The organism is Thermococcus aegaeus, assembly GCF_055393685.1.
Window position 1 is genome coordinate 1,793,946 of record NZ_AP042464.1, and the last position, 13,929, is coordinate 1,807,874.

Below are 13,929 nucleotides of genomic sequence, written 5' to 3' on the forward strand. Positions count from 1 at the left end.
TATCACCTCATCCTATCTAACAACAAGTTAAAAGCTATCTTTACGCCCTCCAAAATATTGGTTCCTTTCTTTTTGGCGTATTCTGTGTAAACCGCTTTTATAGGGACCTCAACTATTCTGCATCCGTTCTTTGAAGCCTCGATTATTATTTCACTTGAAACGGCATACCTATCGCATGTAATTTTTATTTTGGATGCGCATTCTCTATTCAAGCACCGCAAGCCGCTTTGGGAATCGGAAATGTATTTCCTTGCGAATACTGCCGTTATAAAGTCAAGAACAAAATTTCCAAAACGTTTTACAAAAGGCATTTCACTTACGTCCCCTTTTAATCTTGAACCCACGGCAAAATCTGCCCTTCCTTCTGCAACTGGTTTTATCACTCTTAGAGCATCCTCAATTAAATGCTGACCATCCGCATCGAATGTTAATATTACTTCGGCTCCTTTTAGAAGGGCATACCTTATCCCTGTTCCCAATGCCCCCCCTAATCCTCTGTTTACGAGGTGATTTAAGACAACCACACCTTCTTCTTCTGCTATTTCTCTAGTTCTGTCTCTGCTCCCGTCATTTACAACCACGATCTCTTCTCTTTTGAAATATTGGAGTAAGTCTTTCAGAACGTTGCCTATTGTTTTTTCTTCATTGTACGCTGGTACAACAACGTATGTCTTAAGCAAACGCTTGAAGAGCTCAATCGCATCTTTGACGTTTGCTACTTCAAAGTTTGCCTCTTCTTCAATTTTAAAGCTCATTCTTCCGCTTTCGTTGGAAGTTATAAGTACGCTCAGACACTTTAATTTTTTTGCTGGGAGCAAATCATATCCGTGATCCCCCACCACAACTACTTTTGCTGGCGGAGCATTGAAATGTTCCAGTATTGTCTTTAAATGGCCGGGATTTGGCTTAACATCTTCTGGAGCCACATCGTCCCGGGTAACTACAAAGTCAAAAAACTCCTCGATGCCGTGTTTTTTTAGCACGTATTCTGTGGCCTTTCTCGAACTTCTGGTCATCAGAGCAATTTTTATTCCATTTTCTTTTAAAAACTTCAGAAGCTCCCTGGAACCTTCGAACAAATAGCTGTCTCTGGCCCTTTCCACTTCCAGTTCGACGAGAAATGAATGCAAATATTCGAAATCTATACCTGTGACCTGGGATATCTTGAGCAGGGTTTCATACATAGGTGTCAAATCGCCGATGAGCTCCTTTGATATTCCTTCCTTCTCGAGCCTCTCTCTTAATTTCTCCTTTACCTCTGCAAAATCCATTGGAGCACCCACAAGGGTCCCATCAAGATCGAAGACAGCTAGCTGGATGTCCATGCTTTTTCACCCTGCGGCATTTCTTATAGTAGCGGAAGAGTTATTAAGTCCTTGCTTAATTTAGCTTGGGTGGTTATAATGATAACGCCTGTTGTGGGTTTTATCCTCTCCCTTCTCCTTACCCCCTACATCGGTTCGCTAATGAGAAAAGCCGGCATAGTTGGAAGGGACATTCACAAAATACACAAACCCGAGGTTCCGGAAATGGGAGGTCTTGTTTTTTTACTCGTATTGCCTCTAAGCCTTGTCTCTCTTCTAAATGGAACTCTTGCAAAGGCTCTTCTGATATTCCTTCTCTTTGGGGTTATAGGCATAATAGATGACATAACTCGGCTTAAACAGTCCCATAAAGTTTTTCTGTCTTTGTTGGTCTCCTCAATAGTCATTTCGATATCTATAAATACCAATTTAGACATTCTCCTGGCTTCTTTTGAACTGGGCTTGTTCTACTATCTCTTTGCAATACTCTTCATAACTGGTTCTGCCAATCTGGTAAACCTCTTAGCTGGATTCAATGGGCTGGAGGTAGGTACTTCTGCTATAGCCCTTTTCTTTTTAGGGTTAATAACTTCCGGAAATGCCCAAGTTTTGGCATTGGTGGGAAGTGCCGTAGCCCTTGGATTTTTATGGTGGAATCGATACCCTGCTAGAATTTTCCCCGGGGACACTGGAACATTATCTCTTGGGGCTTTAATAGGGTTGGTTGGTATTTTAGGTAAAGTTGAAGTCTTTGCAGCTTTTTTACTGCTGCCTCATTTCGTGGACTTTCTCCTTAAGTCAAAAATACGATTTAAAGGCAGGCCTTTGGGAAGGACAGAGGTTTTGAAAGATGGAACTCTAAAAGCCCCACCCTACCTAAGCTTTCTGGGTTTGCTGATGAGAATAAAAAAAGTAAAAGAGCCCCAACTCGTTGCTATGGTTTGGGGAATAGAAACTATCTTAGGGCTTATTGTCCTTCTTCTTCATCAATTACTTTGACCATTCCAAAACCATAGCTGGTTTTGTCTCCAAAGCCGTTTTCGTATCCAAATTTTGCTATCTCCTTCGACCCATAATACCGGAAAACCATCAGAGAGCCTCTGTAATATGTTTTACCCACCTTTATCCTTACGGGTTTGAACTTTATGACATCAAGGTGAAAGTCGGTATCCTCCGGGAGTCTGCCATTTATCTCTGAAAACTTTGTAAGCATTATTTTTCTGAGCTTGTCTTGGAATCCCTCGCTGTTTGGATAAAGGTCCCATATCTTCACTTTGTTGTCTTCAAATTTGGCTGTCCTTACAACTATAGGGCTTAACGTTGAAAAAAGCGTTCCATCCCTTATCTTTGGTTCCCGGAGTATTTTTATATCAGCCATAGAGAAGATCGCTTCTCCCACCTTTAAGATAGGATTCGAGATAAACCCCTCTGCAATTGCCTTTATGATTTCGGTGAGAGAAGATGAGACATAGAGTGATATATCATCCGAGAGCACTTTAATTCCTTTATCGGGAATAATCTCTCTTTCCCTAATCATTATCCTAGAGAAGGTGAAGTAATCTTTATACTCCGTTTGAAGTGCCTCCGCTAAATCTGGTGCCGCAAGGAAAATCTTCTCAAGTAGCTGGTCATGGATTTCATCGTTGTAGTTAAATGGCACTATAGCATTCTTATTTTCAGGTTTAAGTTTGATTTCAATTCTCATTAACTGACCCTCCGCTCTAACTAATATCTTTGCCTTTGATGTTAATAAGAATTTCGAATGCAGATTGTCTTCCTGCTTATTTTCTGTAAAGGTAAAACACCATAGGGGCAAACTTTTTAAAGCCCTTTTATCACCCACTATTGGCAATCTTATAAGGGGCGGCTGGCAGTAGCTGGCCGTCACCGGGAGGTGTTGGAAATGGCAAGGTTGCATGCAAGAAAAAGAGGAAAGTCTGGATCAAAGAAGCCACCGAGGACTGCCCCACCTACATGGGTAGAATACACCGCTGAGGAAGTTGAAAATCTTGTTGTTAAGCTTAGAAAGGAAGGATATAGTGCCGCTATGATAGGCACTATTTTGAGAGACCAATATGGGATTCCAAGTGTTAGGCTCATCACTGGAAAGAAAATAACCAAGATACTCGAAGAGAACGGTCTTGCTCCGGAGATTCCAGAGGATTTAATGTTCCTCATTAGAAAGGCAGTCAAACTTAGGAAGCACCTAGAACAGCATCCCAAAGACCTTCACTCAATGAGAGGCCTCCAGCTTACTGAGAGCAAGATCAGGAGACTTGTAAAATACTACAGGAGAACCGGAAAGCTACCAGCTAAGTGGAGATACGATCCAGAGCAAGCAAAGCTTCTCGTCCGCTGATTTTCACCTTTTTCCTTATTAAGGTGGTATAATGGATAAGAACGCATTTTTAGAGAAGGTTAGGGAAGGTGCAGAGCTAATAAAAATGCACAGTGAGTTAGGCCATACTATCCGTATTGTTTCACATAGAGATGCAGATGGCATAACTGCCGGTGCAATTTTAGCAAAAGCGCTTGCTAGGGAAGGAGCAGATTTTCATCTCAGTATAGTGAAGCAGCTTGGGGAAGATACGTTAAAAGAGCTTGCAGAAGAAAAACAGAAGATTTATGTTTTCAGCGATCTCGGGAGCGGATCTATAAAGCTAATTGAGAGCTATCTAAAAGATGCTAGTGTTGTTATAGCGGATCACCACCCACCAGAAGATGGCGAAATCGAACAAGAAAACCATATACTTGTAAATCCCACCCAATTTGGAGCAGATAGCGTTAGAGACTTAAGCGGTTCTGGTGTGGCTTACTTTGTAGCAAGGGCAATAAACGAAAGAAACAAAGACCTAAGCTATTTGGCTTTGGTCGGTGCAGTCGGTGATATGCAGGAAATCGATGGGCAATTTCACGGAATGAACCTTGACATAATAGAAGATGCAAAAGAGCTGGACTTGATAGAGCTTCGTAAGGAGCTGAGGCTCTTTGGAAGAGAAACCCGAACTTTAGCCCAGATGCTTGCTTACGCCTCAAATCCAGAGCTCCCGGGCATTACGGGAGACTTGAGAAACGCAATAGAATTCCTGCGTAGCAAGGGCTTTGATCCAGATATGAATTACTGGCAGCTTAAAGAGGAGGAGAAGAGAAAGCTCCATGATGCCCTTGTTATTCATTTAATTAAGAACAATGCCTCCAAAGAAGACATTGACAGGCTCATTGGGGATGTGGTGCTGATTAAGCTCTATCCCGAGGGGGATCCAAGGCACGAGGCAAGGGAATTTGCCACCCTTTTGAATGCTACAGGAAGACTTAACATGGGCACTTTGGGCGTTGCAATATGCTTAGGGGACGAAAAAGCATTCAAAGATGCATTAAAACTTGTGGATGAGTACAAGAGGGAGCAAATAGAGATGAGAAGATACCTAATACAAAACTGGAGCAACGCAGTTGAAAAAGAACATGCCTACATATTCTACGCGGGCAAAAACATCAAAGACACCATGGTGGGGATAGCAGCAACAATGGCAATAAATGCCCAACTTGCAAAGCCCGAAAAGCCCGTAATTGTCCTAGCAGACAGCGACGAAGATGGGCTCGTAAAAGGTTCTGCTAGAACAACAAAAAGAGGAATTGAGAAAGGATACGACCTGGGGGAAGCCTTAAGAAAAGCTGCGGAGATTCTTGGAGGAGAAGGCGGAGGACATGCAATAGCAGCGGGCATAAGGATTCCTAAGGATAAAATAGACGAATTTGCTGAGCTAATAAACAAACTCCTTGGAGAGCAGAACTCAAGCGGTGGAACAGATGAAAATTAAAGCTAGGGCTGAGATAATTTGGGAATATGAGGATGAAAGTACGGCTAAGGCTATTGCCGAGGCCGTTGAAGTTGACAATCTTAATCTACCAGAAAACTTTAAATTTAGAACCTACTGGGAAGATGGTAGAGTCATAACAAAAGTTAAATACCTTGGTGAGATTGAAAGCTTGATAGTAGCGCTGGATGATTTGGTGTTTTCAATCAAGATCGCTGAGGATGTCATAAAGAAATGAATTGGAGGTGTTAAGATGGCAAGAGCTAACCCAAGGAAGAGGGCTGCCGCTGCAAGGGATAAGTGGAAGCTCAAGAACTGGTATATAGTTTACGCTCCAGAATTTTTCGGGAGCAAGGAGATTGGTTTAACTCCCGCAGATGATCCCGAAAAGGTAAAGGGAAGGGTTATTGAGACCACTTTGAAGGATTTAACCGGAGACTTCACAAAGGGTCAGGTAAAGCTTTACTTCCAGATTTACGACGTTAAAGGACAGAACGCATACACTAAGTTTAAGGGCCACAAGCTGGCAAGGAGCTACATAAGAAGCCTTGTGAGGAGAAGAACTACGAGAATTGATGGTATCTTTAACATAACAACAAAGGATGGCTACAAGCTCAGAGTTATGGGCATGGTTATAGCAATAAGGAGGATACAGACAAGTCAGGAGAGGGCTATTAGAGAAATAATGGAGAACATAATCCGCAAGAAGGCAGAGGAGCTTAACTTTACAGACTTTGTGCTTGAGGCAGTTAACGGAAAGATGGCTGCTGAGATAGCAAGAGAAGCCAAGAAGATATATCCACTCAAGAGAGCTGAGATAAGGAAGATAAAGGTTCTTGCAGAACCAGAAGCCTGATTATTTCTCTTTTCTCTTAGCTTTCGGTGGTTTTTATGAAATTTCTAATAAAAACCCAGCGGGGAATGGAAGCCGTTGCTGCCAACTACATTAAAGATCTACTCGGAGATGCCAAAGTTTGGATAGCTCCTCATGGATATTCGGGTCTTGTTCTTGTGGAAAGTGAAGATAAAGATGCAGAAAAAAAGCTTTTTGAAATTCCTGAGATTGAGAGAGTAATCCCAGTTCTTTTTGAAGTCTCTGCCACAATTGATGATATAATATCCATTGCCGGGGAGGTAGCAAAGTACATAAACGAGGGCGAGAGCTTCGCAGTGAAAACAAAGAGAAGAGGAAAGCATGATTTTTCAAGTGTTGATGTCAATGTGGCACTTGGAGGGAAAATAAAGGAGCTTACAAACGCTGAAGTTGACTTAACTTTCCCGGATAAAACAGTCTTAGTGGAAATCATCGGAGATAGGGCTTATATATCTATTACTGGAAAAGAAGAGTGGAAGAAGTTCACCCCAGACAAGATAGACGCAAGAAAGCTCTTTAAAAAAGTTACAATAGTTCAGATGCCCTACTGGGGCGATTACAAGGCTTGCAGGAACTTTGGTGAGAAAATTGGGAGAGCCGCTCAAGCTTTTGAAGTGAGAGAGCTTATTATAGCACCCAAAGAGAAGATAGATGCTTATGAGCTGATGGAGTTTATAAAAGGAGTAAAAATCGGCCAAGAGTCTAGGCATCAGATTCAACGGGAGGCATACCCCTGGAAGGTGGAAAAGGTTCCGGTTAGCGTGTGGGATCTTTATCAAGTTATAAGGGACAAAAGACGAAATAAGAGGTTGCTCATAATTACCGACCCAAAAGGGCACAGCGTTTCTGAAGTAAAAGAAAATCTTGCAAAAGACATATACTATGCCAAGGAAGTTGTGGTTTTTATAGGTTCGAGGGAGGGCATTCCGAGGGGGCTTTTTAGATACGCAGATTATGTTGTTGATCTGGCCCCTTACATGACTTTTGCAACAGAACACGGAATTCCAGCTGCCTTAATTGCCCTTTGGACTATCTATGAAGAGGAATTGAGGAAAAAAAGAGACAAAGGATAGCTCAGATCCTAAGGTCGTCATCACAATTCAGCAATCCGCCATCTCATCACAGCAGGAAAAGGAAAATTACTCCTCCAATTATTCCCCCTATGATGGTGGCTAAAAAGTTTGTGTGATGGTTGTTTATAACTCCCTTATTTTCAAGTGTTGCACCGAGTAGGCTATCAATGTTGCACCCTATAAATCCACCGAGGGTTACGGCAGAGAGCATTTCAATTTTTTGAGGAGTCAAAAACACCGCAAAAATGCTTATGATAAATGCTCCAATTAAGGCAATGAGCTCTCCCTGCCAGGAGACAGCTCCATTTTCTCCTACATTTGCGGGCTTTAGATTTGTTATCATTTTTGGAGCCTTGCCAAATATTTTCCCCAGCTCACTAGCGAGAGTGTCTGCATTTGCAGTAGCTATTGCAGAAAACGTGGCAGCCCAGAAGACATCTTGCTTGGTGTAGTGTTCAATTAACAAGAATATCACAGCGGCAAGACCATTCCCAAGAACATTTTGCCAGCTTCTTGTTCCTTTTCCTTCTTGAGCAATCCCTCTTTTGACTTTCTCTGCAAGACGATATTTCGTCGCAAAAACTCCAAGAAGGACAAAGGTGAGTAGCGCTAAAAATGGGAAAATCCCTCCAAATACAATGGTTGTTACTCCAATAAGTGCTGCAGCTATGGTTCCTTTGCCATCGAGGGCCTTTAGTTTGTATGCCAGAGTGCCCAATACTGCAATTACTGCAATAGTGGCAATGTTCATTGTACTCACCGCTTATGACTCTGCCTGTCTCTTTTATCCAAGCTTTTATTAGCTTTTCTTTCACTTATTGCCGAAAAAAGAAAAGTTTTCAGACGAGCTCAAATTTGACAACTTCTGTTATGAATGTTACGTCAACTTTCTCCACATTTTTAAGTCTCCCAGTTATTTCTGTTATTTTTTTCTCAACTTCTTTCATGTCCTTTGGAACCAAAAGGTGAATTACGAGATTGTGAGCTCCAATAGCCCTCTCTATCACTTTGACATCTTCATCGTTTTTGAGAATCTCTATCTGCTCCTCCAGTGGAGTTCCAGGGGTTAGAGTTATCCCAAGTATCACGTATATGTACCCAAGTCTATCAAAATCCGGGATGATTGTGTACTTCTTTATTATGCCCTCTCTTTCTAACCTCTCCAAACGTCTTGAGACCCTTTGGCGAGTTGTATTTAGATATTCAGCCAACTGTCTATAGTTTAGTCTTGCATTTTTCGAAAGTAGTTTTATTATCTGTAAATCGAATTTGTCGATTTTTTTCCTCATGTACAATCACCCTCATGCATTTTTTGTTACCAATTTATATAAATATTTCGAAAAATCCCTAACAGAGTGATGAATGAACGGAAATTTTATCGGTTAATAAGTTGCAGAGATTTAGCCTTTATCACTCCATCTACCCCTGTCTCTTGTTGAATACTTGGAGATGCTCTCAAGAAGGGCCTCTTCTGCATCTATCCCATAATAGTTCGCGATGCACAGAAGAGCGAACAGCACATCCCCGATTTCTTCTTTGATTTTTTTCTTTTCTCCTTTTTCTTTAATACCCTCAAATTTTAACATTTCTCTCGAAAGTTCTCCAAGCTCCTCAACAGCTGCAGCCAGCATTTCAAAAGGCTCCCAGTATCCGCCAAAACTTTTTATTACCCTGTCTACCTCTCTTTGAAGTCGCTCCATAATGCTCACCAAATAAAATAAAGTTTTAGAGAAGCTCCTTTTCCAGCATATCCACGTATCTCTTAAGTTCCTCAAGGTTTGTCCTGTAGAATCTAAGCTTTCCCTCCCTTCTCTCGTGTAGGAGATTCATTCCTTTAAGAGTTCTGAGATGATGGCTTATGAGGGTCTGATCTTGGTTTAATGCCTTTGCTATTAAACATACACACATCCATCTGTTTTTGAGCATTTTTAGTATTCCCGCTCTTATTGGGTTTGATAGAACCTTCACGAACTCTATTAAATCTTTAGAAAGTTCAGTTTCGACTTCTTCCTCCAAGTCGATTATCTCGCATGAAGCTAAGCATTTTTGCACAGTTCTTCTCTGTTTTTCGTTTAAGCTTTCAAGAAGTTCCCTAACCTTCATGGAGCTTCACCAGAGTATTTAAGAAAATCAGCATTTATAAAAATTTTCATATGAATTCTAACATCACTCAATTATCTCTATTTCGATCTCCCTCCCTTCGCTGTTGTAGGCTTTTACGCTCTCTTCCCTGAAAGGATACGCAATTATTATGTGAACTCCTCCGAATTTAGAGAAAAAGCCCACATCCGCCCGAGATGGTCTAGGGGAAGGAATTGGGTGTGAATGAACTGTTCCTTTTATGTTTTCATCATGAGGCAAGAGCCATGTATCAAAATAAACGGACTCCTTACCGAAGTAGCCCTTTGGGATTATCAGAACTTCTTCAAAGATTCCATCCTTTTCTCTTAGAAATCCACCAAATTCGTTGGGATAAAAATCCCTCGCCAACTGTAGAAGGTACTCTAAAAGCTCTTTCCTAATTTTTACCTTCATTCTTCCTTTCCTCCAGCATATCAAGGGGTGAGTAAAGAGTATAGCCCTGTTTTCCCCTTACCAGCTGACATGCCTTATCTACTTCCTTTTTAATTCCGTTCCATAACTCCGGATTGCCTTCTTTAAACTCTTCCAGCAATGCTTTAAGTCTCTCTTTATACTTTACAACTTCCGGGTTACTTCTTAGTTTTTTTGGTTCTCCATCCTTCAACTCCTTTTCAATTATATATGTACCTAGGAATGCAGCAGGGAATCTAGACACAGGAAATACGAGGAACAAAGCCGAATGAAGCGCCGTTGGGGTGTATTCACTTATTGAATTTAATCCTCTCCCCAAGACCCCGTATCTTTTTGGAATCAGTCTCTTTCTTGTGAATATAATGCTCTTCCTGAATAGCTTCTTCTTAAATTCTAGCTCTATGTATCCCTCATGGATAAGTTCAGCTAGTGTGGCTCCCACAATGGAATAAGCAACGTCGTAACCATCGTATCTCTTCTGCCACTGGAAATACTTGGCGCCTTTCCTAATTGAAGGGTTTTCCCTCGCGAAATCTTCGAGGAACAAAAGCACAACAAGTGCTGGGCTAAGCTCTTCCATGCTCTTCCCCAGATATATAATGCTCATCACAATGCTATAAATCTATCCCAAGAAGATTTTTAAAGCCCCTGCTTTATCTCCACTCATGCGGGCATATATACTTGCCTTTCCGGAAAGGAAGTGGGAGAGCTATTTGAATCCAATACTTGAAGAACCCATGATAAGGATAGTAGAGAAAAGGCTTTTAAACGCAAAGAGAATTGATGAAACCCTTACAGTAGTTAGGAAAGAAGAATTAAGAAAGTTCTCACTTCATGTTTCAAATCCTATTGCTGTAAGGGTGAGAAACAAGCTTGAAGCTCTTCACAAAGCGTTGCCCTTTTCAGGAGATGTCTTTCTTGTAGAGGGCAACATGCCCTTGGTGATGCCCTTTCTGGTAAATTACCTATCGACATTATTCTATGACCGCTATGCTGATGCCCTAATCCCAGTATGGGCCGATGGGAGCCTTGAAATTACCCACGCTTTTTACAATGCAAGGGCTCTGAGAAAGGCAGTTGAGACATGCTTAAGCGAAAACGAGAGAAGGATAAGCTGCATCGCGAACTACCTTGATTATGAAGAAGTAAGCATTGAAGAGCTTATTAAGAGAAACCCAAAGGTTTCACTGAGCTTCTTTAAAGTAAAGAATTCCTTGGACATTAAATTTGTGGAAGAAAATATTAGAAAGGGGCTTTAAATTCCAATGCTTTTATGAACCCTATCGGCAATCACAACTGCCACTGCCCCTTTTACAGCGTCTATTGGAACAAATGGAGCAACTCCTATCAAAAAGGCCTTTTCAAAATCTCCCCCCATAAAAAGTCCCAATCTCAACCAGCCTACAAGGTAGATCACTAGAATGCCTATCGCAGAGCCTATGGCATAGTCCTTTGTTCTCCTTCCTCTTTCGCTCATTAATCCTGCTAAAAATGCTGCAATTGGAAATGCTATTAGGTAACCTCCAGTAGGGCCGTATATATGCCCAAAGCCTCCACTGAAGTTTGCAAAAACAGGAAGTCCTATGGCACCCATAAAGAGGTACACCATCTGGCTTAAAAACCCAAGTTTCGCCCCCAAGATTAGACCGCTTAGCAAAACAAAGAGAACTTGAAGCGTTATTGGCACAGTGCCGATTGGGATTGCTATTTGAGCTCCAACTGCGGTTAAAGCTGCGAAGAGTGCCACATAAGATATCTCCTTAGCTTTCATTTTATCACCCACTTATGAAACTTTAGCTAGCTTTAAAATTTTTTATGCAGAGGCAATTTTTTAAAGCATCACATCAAACTCTTGAAAGATGATAGAGGTAAGGAATCTGTGGCATGTCTACGAGGGAAAAAAAGAAGCCTTGAGAGGAGTTAGCCTAACTTTCGGAAACGAGATCATAGCTCTAGTTGGCCCTAATGGTTCCGGGAAAACAACCCTCGCAAAGCATTTGAATGGACTCTTAAAGCCGACAAAAGGCGAAGTTATAGTGGATGGGATGGACACTAGAAAGCATAGTGTTGCCGAGCTTGCAAAAGTCGTTGGTTATGTTTTCCAGAATCCGGAGCACATGTTTTTTGAGGAGAATGTCTTTAAGGAGGTTGCTTTTGGTCCTAAAAATCTCGGCTTTTCAGAAGAGGAGATCGAGGAAAGGGTCAAATGGGCGTTGAGGGAGGTCAACCTTGAGGGTTACGAAGATCGCTCACCTTACTCCCTCAGCGGTGGGGAAAAGCAGCGCTTGGCAATAGCATGTATCTTGGCTATGAAGCCCAAATACATAATTCTAGATGAGCCTACAACAGGACTCGATGAGAAAAATGCCGAAAGCGTAAAGAGGGTCATTAAAAGACTTTACAGAGAAGGTCATGGAATACTCTTGATAACCCATGAAATGGATTTAGTTCTTGAACTAGCGGAGAGGGTTGTACTTTTATATCAGGGAAAAAAGGTCTTTGATGGAGATGTTAGGAAGTTTTTTGAGATTGATTTGAGGAAATACGACTTAGACAGGCCAAGACTTCTCACAATAAGTAAAGAGATAGGTTTGGGATTCTTCAGAAGTGTTGAGGAGTTCGTAAAAGCTTTGGAGATGGGAACATGATGTATGCGTTATACTTGGAGAGGAACTCACTCCTTCACCGTCTTGATCCGAGGGTAAAGATAATTGGTTCTCTTTTTGGCATAATAGCTTTAATTCTCTTCAACTCCCCCTTCCTGCTGTTTCTCCTTTTTCTCCTGATAGTCCTTACCCTTGTCATTCTAGGCAAGATTACCATTGGAGAAATCTTTAACGTCCTCAAACCTCTCATCCCGATATCTGTGGTTGCAATGATTATATGGCCTTTTATTCTAAAACCGTGGTATTTTGGGCTCTTTATCGGCTTTGGTTATGGAATAAGGCTTCTTTCGGTTGCCTTGCTAACTTTGGGCTTAATAATGACAACACCTCAAAGGGACCTCATCCTTGGCTTTATTAAAATGGGAATGCCTTATGAAATTGGCCTTACTTTGACTATAGCCCTGAGGTATATCCCAACTCTTTATATGCTGGCTCAGACTATAATGGACGCTCAAAAGTCTAGGGGGCTTGAGCTTGAGAAAGGCAACTTTATCCAAAGGGCTAAAAATACCGTCCCTGTCTTAATTCCTTTGATAGTTGCATCAATAAAAACCGCCCACGAACTCAGCATAGCTTTGGAAAGCAGGGCCTTTGGAGCAAGCAAAAGGAGAACTTTTCTCCACAACATCAAGATGGAGATAAAGGACTACATGGCACTAGGAATAACCCTCATCTTGTTCTTCATTGCGGTCTATGCGAGGTACTTTCTCGGGGTCGGGTACATTAAACTATTCTAAAATCAGCTTTACCTTTGAGTCTATCGGTATACTGTGTTCTCCAGTATTTTTTACAAATTCTGGAGGGGCTTTAAGAACGGTTAGATTTAACCTGTAGTGTCCCCTATAACCGCTGATTCTCATGACCAAAAGATGTTCGAAAAGCTCAGGGATGAAGAAGAGTCTCCTAAACTCGGAGATCAAATTAAGTTCGTTTATCTCAAGAGCATTGTGGGAAAGTATCAGGAATATCCCCTTCCTATCGACGATTTTTCTCAATTCCAGCATGCCCTTTTTGTCTACCTCTTCAAGAACCCCAAAGTTCGAGACAAAGACAAAGGAGTCATCACTAACCATCTCGAGTGCATCTAGAAGCTCCCCTAAAGTATAAACTTTGCCCATTAAGATGTTTTCGCTTTTCTCTGAGAACTTGTTGAGCATCTTTAGAGAGAAGCCGTTCGTTGGCTCAAGGTAGTAGGTTGGGATTTCCGAATTCAGGGCATTTGCAATCGAAGAGTACTGGATTAGGGTTTGGGCGAAGGCATCAGTTGTTATAACCCCGGCTATACTGCTGTTCTCTAATCCACCAACTAACGGGGTAAGCTCTTCGAGCATCTCAATGATATTCTTTGGAGTATCACTTGGCCTGAAGAACATTGACATCAATAGAATTATGATGTCTTAATATTTATATTTTTTGAACTAGAACTATTGGACATTTTCCCATCTTTTTGTTAAGTTCTCTTATAGTAAGTTGAGAAGATAGCTGAAAAATGAATCCATTATGGCGTTTTTATTAAATGTAATTGGACATAATCCAGTAAAATGAAAAGATTTTGGAATGTTGTATAGCTTTTGAACTCTTTCCAGGATTTGTTAAATCCTATTATCTTTCTTTTCGAGTTTTTAAAGCAACATAAAGCTATGC

19 protein-coding genes are annotated in these 13,929 nt (G+C 41.3%); 9 read left to right on the forward strand and 10 right to left on the reverse strand.

The features are described from left to right. Window positions 1-2 precede the first annotated feature (2 nt). Window positions 3-1,325, reverse strand: coding sequence for an HAD-IA family hydrolase (locus tag ACZ5NL_RS09845; RefSeq protein ID WP_464842131.1), 1,323 nt, complete (start codon window positions 1,323-1,325; stop codon window positions 3-5). 78 nt (window positions 1,326-1,403) lie between these two features. Between ACZ5NL_RS09845 and ACZ5NL_RS09850 the strand changes: the two genes are divergently transcribed. Next, window positions 1,404-2,303: an MraY family glycosyltransferase gene (locus ACZ5NL_RS09850; protein ID WP_464843472.1), complete on the forward strand. Its 900-nt coding sequence runs from the start codon at window positions 1,404-1,406 to the stop codon at window positions 2,301-2,303. On the opposite strand, the gene cas6 is transcribed toward ACZ5NL_RS09850, so the two are convergent. Further along, complete coding sequence (cas6, locus tag ACZ5NL_RS09855) at window positions 2,272-3,009, reverse strand: CRISPR-associated endoribonuclease Cas6 (RefSeq protein ID WP_464842132.1); 738 nt, start codon at window positions 3,007-3,009, stop codon at window positions 2,272-2,274. The two genes, ACZ5NL_RS09850 and cas6, sit on opposite strands and share 32 nt — an antisense overlap. 198 nt (window positions 3,010-3,207) lie before the next feature. On the opposite strand from cas6, the gene ACZ5NL_RS09860 reads away from it, so the two are divergent. The 5 genes from ACZ5NL_RS09860 to ACZ5NL_RS09880 are packed head-to-tail and all read left to right on the forward strand — an operon-like array spanning window position 3,208 to window position 7,066. Further along, window positions 3,208-3,663: a 30S ribosomal protein S15 gene (locus ACZ5NL_RS09860; RefSeq protein ID WP_004068616.1), complete on the forward strand. Its 456-nt coding sequence runs from the start codon at window positions 3,208-3,210 to the stop codon at window positions 3,661-3,663. 31 nt (window positions 3,664-3,694) lie between these two features. Next, a complete protein-coding gene (locus tag ACZ5NL_RS09865; protein WP_464842133.1) occupies window positions 3,695-5,122 on the forward strand; it encodes a DHHA1 domain-containing protein in 1,428 nt (475 codons plus the stop codon). Next, window positions 5,112-5,357 carry a KEOPS complex subunit Pcc1 gene (locus tag ACZ5NL_RS09870; RefSeq protein WP_464842134.1) on the forward strand — a complete coding sequence of 82 codons (246 nt, stop codon included), beginning with the start codon at window positions 5,112-5,114 and terminating at the stop codon, window positions 5,355-5,357. The genes ACZ5NL_RS09865 and ACZ5NL_RS09870 overlap by 11 nt, the downstream gene beginning before the upstream one ends. Window positions 5,358-5,372: 15 nt before the next feature. Continuing rightward, on the forward strand, window positions 5,373-5,975 hold the full coding sequence (locus ACZ5NL_RS09875; RefSeq protein WP_004068622.1) for a 30S ribosomal protein S3ae: 603 nt from the start codon (window positions 5,373-5,375) through the stop codon (window positions 5,973-5,975). 35 nt (window positions 5,976-6,010) lie between these two features. Continuing rightward, window positions 6,011-7,066, forward strand: a complete 1,056-nt coding sequence (locus tag ACZ5NL_RS09880; RefSeq protein ID WP_464842135.1) for an SPOUT family RNA methylase — start codon at window positions 6,011-6,013, stop codon at window positions 7,064-7,066. Between the two features lie 46 nt (window positions 7,067-7,112). On the opposite strand, the gene ACZ5NL_RS09885 is transcribed toward ACZ5NL_RS09880, so the two are convergent. From ACZ5NL_RS09885 to ACZ5NL_RS09910, 6 genes are all read right to left on the reverse strand, one after another. Beyond that, the gene (locus ACZ5NL_RS09885) at window positions 7,113-7,817 is read right to left on the reverse strand and encodes a DUF92 domain-containing protein (RefSeq protein WP_464842137.1); all 705 of its coding nucleotides are present in this window, start codon (window positions 7,815-7,817) and stop codon (window positions 7,113-7,115) included. A gap of 88 nt (window positions 7,818-7,905) precedes the next feature. Continuing rightward, window positions 7,906-8,355 (reverse strand): Lrp/AsnC family transcriptional regulator, encoded by a 450-nt coding sequence (locus tag ACZ5NL_RS09890; RefSeq protein ID WP_464842138.1) that lies wholly within the window; start codon window positions 8,353-8,355, stop codon window positions 7,906-7,908. A 111-nt stretch (window positions 8,356-8,466) separates the two neighbouring features. Then, a complete protein-coding gene (locus tag ACZ5NL_RS09895) occupies window positions 8,467-8,766 on the reverse strand; it encodes a MazG nucleotide pyrophosphohydrolase domain-containing protein (protein ID WP_464842139.1) in 300 nt (99 codons plus the stop codon). Between the two features lie 25 nt (window positions 8,767-8,791). Further along, entirely contained in the window at window positions 8,792-9,169 is a 378-nt protein-coding gene (locus ACZ5NL_RS09900) for an ArsR/SmtB family transcription factor (protein ID WP_464842140.1), read from the reverse strand. Between the two features lie 63 nt (window positions 9,170-9,232). Continuing rightward, window positions 9,233-9,601 (reverse strand): Mov34/MPN/PAD-1 family protein, encoded by a 369-nt coding sequence (locus ACZ5NL_RS09905; RefSeq protein WP_464842141.1) that lies wholly within the window; start codon window positions 9,599-9,601, stop codon window positions 9,233-9,235. Further along, complete coding sequence (locus ACZ5NL_RS09910; protein WP_464842142.1) at window positions 9,585-10,226, reverse strand: hypothetical protein; 642 nt, start codon at window positions 10,224-10,226, stop codon at window positions 9,585-9,587. The genes ACZ5NL_RS09905 and ACZ5NL_RS09910 overlap by 17 nt, the downstream gene beginning before the upstream one ends. Window positions 10,227-10,284: 58 nt before the next feature. Here ACZ5NL_RS09910 and ACZ5NL_RS09915 point away from each other — a divergent pair, with 58 nt between their 5' ends. Further along, complete coding sequence (locus tag ACZ5NL_RS09915; RefSeq protein WP_464842143.1) at window positions 10,285-10,878, forward strand: NTP transferase domain-containing protein; 594 nt, start codon at window positions 10,285-10,287, stop codon at window positions 10,876-10,878. On the opposite strand, the gene ACZ5NL_RS09920 is transcribed toward ACZ5NL_RS09915, so the two are convergent. After that, entirely contained in the window at window positions 10,875-11,390 is a 516-nt protein-coding gene (locus tag ACZ5NL_RS09920) for a biotin transporter BioY (protein ID WP_464842144.1), read from the reverse strand. The genes ACZ5NL_RS09915 and ACZ5NL_RS09920 overlap by 4 nt on opposite strands. An 88-nt stretch (window positions 11,391-11,478) precedes the next feature. On the opposite strand from ACZ5NL_RS09920, the gene ACZ5NL_RS09925 reads away from it, so the two are divergent. Then, entirely contained in the window at window positions 11,479-12,267 is a 789-nt protein-coding gene (locus ACZ5NL_RS09925; RefSeq protein ID WP_464842145.1) for an energy-coupling factor ABC transporter ATP-binding protein, read from the forward strand. Next, the gene (locus ACZ5NL_RS09930) at window positions 12,264-13,022 is read left to right on the forward strand and encodes an energy-coupling factor transporter transmembrane component T family protein (RefSeq protein ID WP_464842146.1); all 759 of its coding nucleotides are present in this window, start codon (window positions 12,264-12,266) and stop codon (window positions 13,020-13,022) included. Before ACZ5NL_RS09925 ends, ACZ5NL_RS09930 begins: the two co-directional genes overlap by 4 nt. Here the strand turns inward: ACZ5NL_RS09930 and ACZ5NL_RS09935 are convergent. Next, a complete protein-coding gene (locus tag ACZ5NL_RS09935; RefSeq protein ID WP_464842147.1) occupies window positions 13,014-13,664 on the reverse strand; it encodes a hypothetical protein in 651 nt (216 codons plus the stop codon). The two genes, ACZ5NL_RS09930 and ACZ5NL_RS09935, sit on opposite strands and share 9 nt — an antisense overlap. Between the last annotated feature and the right edge of the window lie 265 nt (window positions 13,665-13,929).